Source organism: Dietzia sp. B19 (assembly GCF_014145155.1).
In the GTDB taxonomy this organism is placed as follows: domain Bacteria; phylum Actinomycetota; class Actinomycetes; order Mycobacteriales; family Mycobacteriaceae; genus Dietzia; species Dietzia natronolimnaea.
Genome location: NZ_JAALED010000141.1, coordinates 2,580 through 14,022, shown reverse-complemented (window position 1 = coordinate 14,022; position 11,443 = coordinate 2,580). Strand labels below are relative to the sequence as shown.

The following is an 11,443-nucleotide window of genomic DNA, read 5'->3' as shown; positions in this document are numbered from 1 at the left end:
GCGGACCTACGCGCCCGCGGCGGGTCGGTCCCCGGCCCGTGTCCCCGGCGGACGCGGGATGGACCCCACGAACTGCATGGAGCGGTACGGCCAGCCGGCGGGGCCCGCGGCCGAGTCGTGGGTGTTCCACTGGCTCACGACCACGTGCCACTCCTCGGGGGTGGACCCCGGGACCGGGCAGCCGCAGTAGAGCTGGGCGACGCGTGCCGGACCCGCGGCGGGATCTGAGCCGTCGGACTCGTCGCCCCAGGCACAGCCGTGCAGGAGCGTGGTGTGGGTCGTCACCGACCTGTCCAGTAGGTCGGCGCCGATGTGCGGGAAGGTGAGGCAGTCGATCCGGTAGTGCTCGGCGTCGAAGTAGGTGAGGGTCCAGAAGTCCTCGCACCGCCGCAGGTACATCTCGCCGATGCGGCCCGGAAGCACGATGGTCGTGGGGTTGCCCCAGTCCCAGGCGCCCTCGCGGTAGCCCCACGTCTGCCACCCGTTGACGCCGGGATCCGCCAGGTGCTCCTCGCGGACCCGCATGAGGATGACCCCCTTGTCCCGCTGGAACCCGGTCGACATGACGTAGACGAATCCGTCCCCACCTGTCTCCCACGTCCACAGCTGGCGGTGCCCGCCCTCGAGCCGGGGGGAGAACGTGACACCGGTCGGCTCCCAGGTGCTCCCGTCGTCGACCGAGCGGTGGATCTCGGTCCGGGTGACCGTCCCCAGTCCCTCGTTGACCATGACGTGGAGATACATCGTGTCGCCGAGGGTCAGGACGTCGCCGGGGAGGACGGTGGAACAACCCCGGCCGTGGACGTAGTCGATGAGTTGCCCCGCGTAGTCCGGCGGGCCGGGACCGGCCGCGCCCGTCCACACCAGGCCCCCGCCCGGGGCGGCGTCGTCGGCGAACAGGCCGACGGGGGACCGCCAGTCGGGGTTGCCCGGCCCCGGTCGCTCGTCGGTGGTGGGGGAGCACTCGGCGATCCCCGGGTGGGGGCGCCCCACGTGGGGGGCTCCCATCCCCGCTCCCGCGAAGGTGTCGCCGAACACGGCGAGCAGGCGCCCGGAGGGCGTCCTGGCGGTGATCCCCAGATCGGTCCCCTCCATACCGAACGCGGTGGTGATCCCGGGTCCCGTGAGGTCGCGGAGCTTCCGGGTGCTGGTCGGCGGGGCCGGGGTCGGCGGGCGCGAGTCCGTCATCGCTCCGACGCTACCGTCACGGACGACGGGCGGAGAGCCGATCGTGGACGCATCACAATTCGGTTAATGCACGGGCGGACCGGGATCCGGGACGCGTATGGTCGTCCGCGTGACACACCCCTTCGCCCGGGCGGGGCGCGAGATCGTCCCCGGCCACTGGTTCGGCCCCGCGGCCGTCGTGGCCGTGGGGTGCGCGCTCGCCTGGACCATCGTGGGGTTCGGTCACGGCGCGGCACCGGCGCTGCTGGTGTTGGCGGTGACCGCGGTGGCGGCTCTGTGGAACTCGCCGCTCAGGGTCACCGGTCACGAGCCCCTGCAGTCGGTGCGCAGCTCCTGCGTGGAGCACGCCGTGGTGGTGTTGTGGCGCCCCGGGTGCCCGTACTCCTCCGCGCTGCGTCGGCGCGCCGCCCGGGAGGGGCTCGAGGTGCACTGGGTCAACATCTGGCGGGACGAGGACGCCTACGAGCTCTGCCGCCGCATCAACATGGGCTCGGAGGAGACCCCCACGGCGATGCTGCTCGACCCGTCGCTCTCCGGGCCCGTCGTGATCCCCGCCTCCGTACCGGGCATCCGTGAGGCCACCGCCGCCAGGCTCCCCCGGGGTCGGGCGAGACGCGCGATCTAGGCGGGGGCGCCCCCGGTGCTCACCTGACCACCTCGTCGTCGTCCCACCTCGTCGTCGATCCCGTCCCGCTCCTCGCCCGGCCTCACCTGGAGCGCAAGGACCCCCGCACGTCCCCGCACTCCGCCCCGAGCGCCATGTCGGCGATCCGACCCGAGTCACGCAGTTCGACCAACCGCGGCGCGACCCGATCGCGCAGGGCCCACGGGTCGATCGTGTTGACGTAGATCCCGGTCGCCCCCTCGAATCCGGCGGGGTTCGAGATCCGCCACTTGAGCACGATCCGCCACGGCATCGCCGCGCTGACCCCCGGTGGCCGGGTGTGCCACTCCTCGTTGGTGGGCACCAGGGGGCCCGTGGCGGCGTGGCAGGCGTGCAGGAGGTCGGAGACCCCGCGGAGCTCGTCCGGGGAGTGCTCCCAGGGCTCGCTCGCGGCGGAGCGCGAATAGATGACGAGGGCGGGATAGCGGTGCCCCACCCCGACCACCGCCACCGCGTGCTCGTTGGCCGCCAGCACCAGCCCCTCCGAGGCCGCGTGGTCGACCCCGAGCGTGGAGTAGAGGTCCGGCTCCGAGGCGAGGGCGGCCACCTCGCGACCGGTCTTCGCCGGGACCTCGTCGATCGCCACGAGTTGCTTGTGCAGGTGTGCGAACGACGCGCCCGCGGGACGCAGCCAGTTCTGGAACACCGACACGTACCGGGCATGGGGGTTGTCGGTGTACAGGTTCCGCATGGCGCGGACGGTGAAGGCGATGAACTGCTGGTGCTCGTCCGGGTCGAGGCACCCGGAGGAGGCGTGGCGGTCGGAACTCGTGGCGCCGTCGGTGAGGTGGCGGCGGGCCACCACGACGTCGTGGCAGCCACCGAAGAAGCTCTCGGAGTGGGCGGCCAGCTCCGCGGTCGTCATGGACTCGGCGTCCGCCGGATCCCCCTGTGCGGCGGCGATCCTGGTGCGGACCAGAGCGCGGACGTGGTCGGCGCCCTCGTCGGTCCCGAGATAGGCGGTCTGGTGCGCGGCGGCCCGGGCCGGGATCCGGTATCCGTGGACCGCTCTCCAGTAGTCCAGCGACACGATCTCGAAGAGGTTGCCGAAGAGCCGGAACTCAGGGGTCGTGAGGCCGAGCTCGTGCGCGGCCACCCGGTCGAGCGTCGTCCACGTGTCGCCGTCGCGCACCAGCCGTGACTTCTCCGGAGTGGTCTCGCGCAGCCGGGTCACGCAGAACGCGCAGTACGTCTCGGCCGCGTGGGGGTCCACCGGGAGGACCTCGCCTGGCGGATGGTCGACGGGGCGGTGGCCGCGGCCGGGAACCGTCCAGACCTCGGTGCCGGTGAAGGGGTTGATCTGCTTGACGGTCCCGTCCGCCATCCGGCGGAGCGGCTGGCTCCGGAGCGGCCTGTGCAAGGCCGACGGGGAGTCTGGAGCGGTGGTCACCCGGCGAGCCTAGGTGGTCGGGGGGAACACCCGACGACGACGAGAGGAGATTTCCGCCGCACCGGTGGAACTGTGACGGAAGTAACACTATCCTGAGATTTCACGATGTGCATATCGAGTAGGAGAGCAAGTGCTAGTGGTCCTTCGGCGGCCTACGGCATACACGACGGAAAGAGGGGCGACAATGTCATTTAAGCGTTCGCGTCATCTGAGAATGGCGGCGCTCGCTGGGGCGGTGGCGCTTGCCGCCGTCGGCTCCCCGGCGGTCGCCAATTCCCAGACGGGATCGGCGGATCTCGGTCTAGGTGCCGGTTTGGGATTGGGCCAGAGCTTGGGTCTCGCGCTGGACCTCGAACTTGCGCTGGGCTCGGGAGAGCCCGGGTCTCTCAACGAAGTTTCCTCAGGTTCGGAAGACGTCGGCCTGCCGGCTGGGTCGCTGGGACCTGGTTCCCTCGATCCGGTGTTCGCAGGCTCTGAAGCCGGGTCCGATGCGCTGGAGGGGTCCGTGGAGGGTTCTCTGGAGCAGCCGGGTTCGCTGGATGGTTCCCTGGAGCCCGGGTCTCTTGATCCGGTGTTCGCTGGTTCTGAGGCCGGGTCTGACGCGCTGGAGGGTTCGCTCGGCGGCTCGTTGGAGGGGTCGAGCGAACTCGGTTCGGCTGAGCTGGGTTCGCTCGTTGGGTTGGGCCTGCTGTTGGCGCTCGGGTCGTCGGGCTCCGAGGCGGGCGACGGGTCCCTCGCCCCCGGTTCGCTTGCGCCGCTCTCGGCCGGGTCTGACGCCGGATCGTTGGAGGGCTCGCTGGAGCCCGGGTCGCTCGCTCCGCTGTCGGCGGGGTCCGAGGCCGGGTCGCTGGACGGCTCCCTCGAGGGCTCCGTCGAGCCCGGTTCCCTCGACGACGGTTCGTTGGAGGGCTCGCTCCCGATGGGGTCGCTGGAGCCGGGTTCGGTGGAGGGGTCTCTCGCCCCGATCGGTTCCCTGACCGCGTCGCTCGCCCCGCTGGGCTCGACTGTCGGCTCTGCGGTCGGTTCACTTCCGATCCTGCTCCCGGTGGTCCTCATCGGCGGCTCGATCGCCGCTGCCCCGATGATCGGGCAGTCCCTGATGGACCTGAACATCCAACTCCCAGAGCTTCCGGGATTCCCCCCGTTGGCAGGTTCGGCCATGCCGGGACCAGCTCCTTTCCAGCCCGTCGTCGAGGCTCCACCGGCCCCGGGGCCGGTCACCCCCAACGGTCGCGGTGGTGAGCCGGGCGCCCAGGGTGGGGTCGCGGTCACCGCCAACGCGGCCATCGTCACCACGGGTTCGCTCGGCGACTACGAGGTGGCGCTGCCGGACGGCGTCACCCTGCCCCCGTTGCCGTTCATCCGGTGATCTGACACCCCAACTGCCCCGCTCCGAGTGGTCCACTCGGAGCGGGGCAGTTGCCATTTCGGGAGCGAGAGAGCCCGTGACCTGAGAGAAATCTCACAGGGTGGAATCCGTGTCCCACGTCAGTCCGCGTCGATTGACGAAACCCAATTGTGCGGCTACCCCCTTTTCCCCATATTATTTGCGGGCCAGAGCACCACGGTGATCTGAGTGCGGGTGCTCCAGCCACCACGGAGTCCGCCCGTCGACAAACGAAGGCGAGCAGATGATGACGACTCCCGGCCCCAGAGGCCTGTACCGCCCTGAATATGAACACGATTCCTGTGGTGTCGCGTTCGTCGTGGACATGTACGGACGTCAGTCCCGGGACATCGTCGAGAAGGCGATCGCCGCGCTCGTCAACCTCGAGCACCGGGGCGCTGTCGGCGCCGAGGCGAACACCGGTGACGGCACGGGTCTGATGATCCAGGTACCGGACCGGTTCTTCCGCGAGGTGATGCGCGATGAGCAGGACCTGGAACTGCCCGAGGCCGGTGCGTACGCGACCGGCCTCTGTTTTCTCCCCCAGTCACGGATGCTGGCGATGGACGCCAAGCGCCTGGTGGAGAGGATCGCCGCCGAGCAGGGCGTCACTGTCATCGGATGGCGTGAGGTCCCGGTCGACGACTCGACGGTCGGCGCGATCTCCCGCGACGCCCAGCCGACCATCCACCAGATCTTCGTCAAGGCCGCGGGTGCCGACGGCGCCCTGCTCACCGAGCTCGCACTCGAGCGGAAGTGCTTCGTGGTCCGCAAGCGGTGCGAGCACGAGCTCGGATCCAAGGGGCCCGGCAAGGGCGACCTGGGCTCGGAGACCGTGTACTTCCCGTCACTGAGCCCCCGGACCTTCGTCTACAAGGGCATGCTCACGGAGAAGCAGCTCCCCGAGTTCTACCTCGACCTGCAGGACGAGCGCGTGGAGTCCGCCCTGGGCATCGTCCACTCCCGCTTCTCCACCAACACCTTCCCGGCCTGGCCGCTCGCGCATCCGTTCCGCTACGTCGCGCACAACGGGGAGATCAACACCGCCCGCGGCAACGAGAACTGGATGCGGGCCCGTGAGTCGCTCATGTCGAGCGAGCACATCGAGGACCTGTCGGCGGCCCTGCCCATCTGCACCCCCGGTGGATCGGACACCGCGCGGTTCGACGAGGCGCTCGAGCTGCTGACTCTGGCCGGCCGGACCCTTCCGCACGCCGTGCTCATGATGGTGCCCGAGGCCTGGGAGCGTCACGAGACCATGGACCCCGCCAAGCGGGCGTTCTACGAGTACCACGCCTCGCTCATGGAGGCCTGGGACGGTCCGGCGTCGATCACCTTCACCGACGGCACCGTGATCGGAGCGGTCCTCGACCGCAACGGCCTGCGCCCCTCGCGGATCTGGGTCACCGACGACGGTCTCGTCGTCATGGCCTCCGAGGTCGGCGTCCTGGACATCCCGCAGGACAAGGTGGTCACCAAGACCCGCCTGCGGCCCGGCCGCATGTTCCTGGTCGACACCGCCGCGGGGCGGATCATCGACGACCAGGAGATCAAGGAGCAGCTCGCCGCCGAGCACCCCTACCAGCAGTGGCTCGACGAGGGCATGGTACGACTCGGCGACCTGCCCCAGGTCAGCCAGGAGATCATGAGCCACGAGCGCGTGGTGCTGCGGCAGCGGGTCTTCGGCTACACCGAGGAGGAGCTCCGCATCCTCGTCTCCCCGATGGCCGGTGTCGGCGCAGAGGCGACCGGGTCGATGGGTACGGACACCCCGCTTCCCGTGCTGTCCCAGCGGGCCCGGATGCTGTTCGACTACTTCGCCCAGCGGTTCGCGCAGGTCACCAACCCGCCGCTCGACGCCATCCGCGAAGAGCTCGTCACGAGCTACGGGGTGACGCTCGGTCCCGAGGGTGACCTCATCAACCCCGGCCCGGACTCCTGTCGGCAGATCAAGCTCGACAACCCGATCCTGGGCAACTCCGAGCTCGCCACGCTGCGGGCGGCGGGGGACTCCCGCCCGGCGCTTCGCGCGGTGACCGTCCGCGGTCTGTACAACGTCGCCCACGGCGGGCGGGGCCTCCGTATCGCGCTGGACCGCATCCGGCGCGAGGTCTCGGACGCGATCGAGGACGGTGCCGCCGTCATCGTGCTCTCGGACCGTGAGTCCGACGAGCGCAACGCGCCCATCCCGTCGCTGCTGTTGACCTCCGCCGTGCATCACCACCTCGTCCGCGAGAAGACCCGCACCCGGGTCAGCCTCGTGGTGGAGTCGGGCGACGCCCGCGAGGTGCACCACATGGCGGTGCTGTTCGGCTACGGAGCCAACGCCATCAACCCCTACATGGCCTTCGAGTCGATCGACGAGCTCGTCAAGACGGGCGACCTCGCCGGGATCGACACGGTCGAGGCCTGCGCCAACTACCGCAAGGCGGCCGCCAAGGGCGTGCTCAAGGTGATGTCCAAGATGGGCATCTCCACGCTCGCCTCCTACACTGGCGCCCAGCTGTTCGACATCACCGGGTTGTCGCAGGAACTGTGCGACGAGTACTTCACCGGCTCGGTCAGCCCGATCGACGGGATCGGCCTCGACGAGATCGCCGAGGACGTGGCCCGTCGGCACCGCTTCGCCTTCCTGCCGCGTCCCGAGGAGGCCGCCCACCGCGAGCTCGAGATCGGTGGCGAGTACCAGTGGCGGCGCGAGGGCGAGTACCACCTGTTCAACCCGGACACGGTGTTCAAGCTCCAGCACTCCACGCGGTCCGGCCGATACGAGATCTTCAAGGAGTACTCGCGGCTCGTCGACGACCAGTCGGAGCGTCTCGCCACGCTGCGCGGTCTTTTCGAGCTCAAGAGCACCCGCCCGCCGGTGTCGATCGACGAGGTCGAGCCGGTGTCGGAGATCGTCAAGCGGTTCTCCACCGGGGCGATGAGCTACGGCTCCATCTCCGCGGAGGCGCACGAGACCCTCGCGATCGCGATGAACCGCCTGCTCGCCCGGTCCAACTCGGGTGAGGGCGGCGAGTCCATCGCCAGGTTCAGCCCCGACCCCAACGGGGACTGGCGCCGGTCGGCCATCAAGCAGGTCGCCTCCGGCCGGTTCGGTGTGACCAGCAACTACCTGGCCAACTGCACCGACATCCAGATCAAGATGGCCCAGGGCGCCAAGCCGGGCGAGGGCGGCCAGCTGCCGCCGGGCAAGGTGTACCCCTGGGTGGCCGAGGTCCGTGGTTCCACGCCGGGCGTCGGGTTGATCTCGCCCCCGCCGCACCACGACATCTACTCGATCGAGGACCTGGCGCAGCTCATCTATGACCTGAAGAACGCCAACCCCGAGGCTCGGATCCACGTCAAGCTCGTCGCCGAGCAGGGCGTGGGAACCGTCGCGACGGGCGTGTCCAAGACACACGCCGACGTGGTGCTGATCTCGGGCCACGACGGTGGCACGGGTGCCTCGCCGCTGACCTCGCTCAAGCACGCCGGTGGACCGTGGGAGCTGGGCCTGGCCGAGACCCAGCAGACGCTGCTGGTCAACGGGCTCCGCGACCGCATCGTCGTCCAGGTCGACGGGCAGCTCAAGACGGGGCGCGACGTGATCGTGGCGGCGCTGCTCGGTGGCGAGGAGTTCGGGTTCGCCACCGCGCCGCTCGTCGTGGCCGGCTGCGTCATGATGCGCGTCTGCCACCTCGACACCTGCCCGGTGGGTGTGGCCACCCAGAACCCGGTGCTGCGCGAGCGGTTCAACGGCAAGGCCGAGTACGTGGTGAACTTCATGGAGTTCGTCGCGGAGGAGGTCCGCGAGTACCTCGCCGAGCTGGGCTTCCGGTCCCTCGACGAGGCGATCGGACACTCCGAGTGCCTCGACAAGTCCCGTGCGTTCGCCCACAACAAGCGGGCGGCCAAGCTGGACCTCGAGCCGGTCTTCGCCCAGGCGGACTCGCCCTTCATGCACCAGGACCTGCGCTGCACCAAGCAGCAGGACCACAAGCTGGAGGGAGTGCTCGACCGCACGCTCATCGAGGACTTCCGTTCGGTGCTCGTCGACCCGTCGTCCGGCCCGGCCACCGGTCGGTACCCGATCTGCAACGTCAACCGCTCGGTCGGCACCATGCTCAGCCACGAGATCTCCAAGGCGTACGGGGCCGCAGGCCTGCCGGACGGGTCCATCGACCTCACCTTCACCGGTTCGGCGGGCAACTCGTTCGGGGCGTTCCTCGCCGCCGGCGTGACCCAGCGTGTCTTCGGTGACGCCAACGACTACGTGGGCAAGGGACTGTCGGGTGGTCGGATCGTGGTCCGGCCCGCCCTGGACGCGGCCCCGGACTTCGTGGCGGAGGACAACATCATCGCCGGGAACGTGATCTGTTACGGCGCGACCAGCGGTGAGATCTACCTGCGGGGAATGGTGGGCGAGCGCTTCTGCGTCCGCAACTCCGGCGTCACCGCTGTGGTCGAGGGCGTGGGTGACCACGCGTGCGAGTACATGACGGGTGGTCAGGTCGTGGTGCTCGGGTCGACCGGGCGCAACGTGGCCGCCGGCATGTCGGGCGGTGTCGCGTACTTCTACGACCCGGACGGGCAGCTGCCCGTGAACCTCAACGACGAGCTCGTCGAGATCGAGGAACTGCTGACGGAGGACGTCGAGTTCCTGCACCGGATCGTCGAGCGGCACGCCGCCGAGACCGATTCGACCCGGGCGCGGGAGATCCTGTCCGGTTGGGCGCAGAACGTGAATCACTTCGTCAAGATCATGCCGCGCGACTACAAGCGCGTGCTGCTCGCCATCGAGCAGGCGGAGAAGGACGGACGCAACGTGGACGAGGCGATCATGGAGGCCGCAAATGGCTGACCCGAAGGGCTTTCTCAAGCACACCGAACGGGAGCTCCCCGAGCGTCGTCCGGTGGATCTGCGGATCATGGACTGGAAGGAGGTCTACGAGTCGACCACCCTCCCGGAGGACGACCTGAAGACCCAGGCCAGTCGCTGCATGGGCTGCGGCATCCCGTTCTGTCACCAGGGTTGCCCGCTCGGCAACATCATCCCGGAGTGGAACGACCTCGTGCACCGCGGGCGGTGGGACGCGGCGGTGGATCGTCTGCACGCCACCAACAACTTCCCCGAGTTCACGGGGCGGCTCTGCCCGGCCCCGTGTGAGGGCTCCTGCGTCCTGGGCATCAACCAGCCGGCGGTGACGATCAAGCAGATCGAGGTGGAGATCGCCGAGAAGGCATGGGAGGACGGTCCCATGGATCCGGTGATCCCCTCGTTCCGCACCGGCCAGTCGGTGGCGGTCGTGGGTTCCGGCCCGGCGGGGTTGGCGGCCGCGCAGCAGCTCACCCGCGCCGGGCACTCGGTGACGGTCTTCGAGCGCGATGACCGTATCGGTGGTCTGATGCGCTACGGGATCCCCGAGTTCAAGATGGAGAAGGAGATCATCGACCGGCGCCTCGCCCAGATGGAGGCGGAGGGCACGGTGTTCCGCGCCGGCGTCAACGTGGGCAAGGACATCACCGCCTCACAGCTGCGCGGCGAGTTCGACGCGGTCGTCCTCTGCGGCGGCGCCACCATGCGACGGGACCTCCCGGTCCCGGGCCGCGAGCTCGACGGGATCCACCAGGCGATGGACTACCTGCCGCTGGCCAACAAGGCCGCGGTCGGTGACCCGGTGGTGGACTCCGACGGCCTGCCGGAGATCCACGCGCGGGATAAGCACGTGATCATCATCGGCGGCGGCGACACCGGCGCCGACTGCCTGGGAACGGCCACCCGCCAGGGTGCGAAGTCGGTCAAGAGCTTCGAGATCATGCCCAGGCCGCCCGCCACCCGTGCCGCCTCGACCCCGTGGCCCGTGTACCCGCTGATGTTCCGCACGGCGTCTGCGCACGAGGAGAACGGCGAGCGGGTCTACAGCGTCTCCACCGCCGAGTTCCTCGGCGAGGGCGGCCATGTGACAGCGCTCAAGGGTTCCGAGGTCAAGATGGTCGACGGGCGCTTCGAGCCGGTGCCCGGCACCGACTTCGAGTACCCGGCGGACCTGGTCCTGCTGGCCATGGGGTTCACGGGCGCGCAGAAGACCGGATTGTGCTCCGACCTGGGCGTGGACTTCAGCGACCGGGGCAACGTCGACAGGGACGACACGTACGCCACCAACGTCGACGGTGTGTTCGTCGCCGGGGACATGGGACGTGGCCAGTCCCTGATCGTGTGGGCGATCGCCGAGGGGCGCGCCGCCGCGGCCTCGGTCGACCGCTTCCTCATGGGGGAGACGGCCCTCCCGTCGCCCGTTCGACCCACGGACGTCGCACAGCGCTGACCGGGGGACGCGCGCCCGGGGGAGCACGGCGGGGTATCGTTTCGCCTTAATAGAACCTAAGATGTGAGGCAATTCGATCCAGGCCACCCCGGCCGCCGTCACGGAAGGCATACATGGTCCGCCGTCGCCCTGCCGCCGTGTCCGGTGCCGTGTTCGTCGGCCTGGTCGTGGCGCTCGTGGTCGCGCTGTGGCTGTCGGTCGCGATGATCGGTGGGCCCGCGGCCTCCGCACAGGGGACCGGCTCCGGGGCGAGGGTCGAGGTGACCGATCTCCCGGTGCTCAGCGAACTCCCCCCGCTCCCGGTGGAGGGGGACTCGCCGGACGCCGGGGACGGCCCGGACTCGTCCTCCCTGGGCATCTCCGGGGTGCAGACCGTCGCGCTGGGCCTGGCCGCCGCGGTCCTCATCGCCGGCGGGATGGGTCTGGCACTGGTCACGAGGCGTGGTCGTGCGGTGCCACCGGAGGAGCAGGCCCCACCCTCTGGTCCCGCCCCCTGACGACGG

The 11,443-nt window shown here is 69.7% G+C and carries 7 protein-coding genes; 5 read left to right on the top strand and 2 right to left on the bottom strand.

Annotated elements, in window-relative coordinates:
• Positions 1-6: 6 nt before the first annotated feature.
• Positions 7-1,188 carry a DUF4185 domain-containing protein gene (locus tag G6020_RS05200; protein WP_182609892.1) on the bottom strand — a complete coding sequence of 394 codons (1,182 nt, stop codon included), beginning with the start codon at positions 1,186-1,188 and terminating at the stop codon, positions 7-9.
• Positions 1,189-1,297: 109 nt separating this feature from the next.
• On the opposite strand from G6020_RS05200, the gene G6020_RS05195 reads away from it, so the two are divergent.
• Positions 1,298-1,813 carry a hypothetical protein gene (locus G6020_RS05195; protein WP_347238312.1) on the top strand — a complete coding sequence of 172 codons (516 nt, stop codon included), beginning with the start codon at positions 1,298-1,300 and terminating at the stop codon, positions 1,811-1,813.
• Positions 1,814-1,895: 82 nt separating this feature from the next.
• Here the strand turns inward: G6020_RS05195 and G6020_RS05190 are convergent, their stop codons facing one another.
• Positions 1,896-3,176, bottom strand: coding sequence for a DUF4921 family protein (locus G6020_RS05190; RefSeq protein ID WP_182609894.1), 1,281 nt, complete (start codon positions 3,174-3,176; stop codon positions 1,896-1,898).
• Between the two features lie 571 nt (positions 3,177-3,747).
• Between G6020_RS05190 and G6020_RS05185 the strand changes: the two genes are divergently transcribed.
• The 4 genes from G6020_RS05185 (at position 3,748) to G6020_RS05170 (ending at position 11,437) form a co-directional block, all read left to right on the top strand.
• Positions 3,748-4,611, top strand: a complete 864-nt coding sequence (locus G6020_RS05185) for a hypothetical protein (protein ID WP_182609890.1) — start codon at positions 3,748-3,750, stop codon at positions 4,609-4,611.
• Between the two features lie 262 nt (positions 4,612-4,873).
• Positions 4,874-9,475 (top strand): glutamate synthase large subunit, encoded by a 4,602-nt coding sequence (gene gltB / locus G6020_RS05180; protein ID WP_182609889.1) that lies wholly within the window; start codon positions 4,874-4,876, stop codon positions 9,473-9,475.
• A complete protein-coding gene (locus G6020_RS05175) occupies positions 9,468-10,940 on the top strand; it encodes a glutamate synthase subunit beta (RefSeq protein ID WP_182609888.1) in 1,473 nt (490 codons plus the stop codon). Before gltB ends, G6020_RS05175 begins: the two co-directional genes overlap by 8 nt.
• A 137-nt stretch (positions 10,941-11,077) precedes the next feature.
• Entirely contained in the window at positions 11,078-11,437 is a 360-nt protein-coding gene (locus G6020_RS05170) for a hypothetical protein (protein WP_347238311.1), read from the top strand.
• The last annotated feature ends 6 nt before the right edge of the window (positions 11,438-11,443 follow it).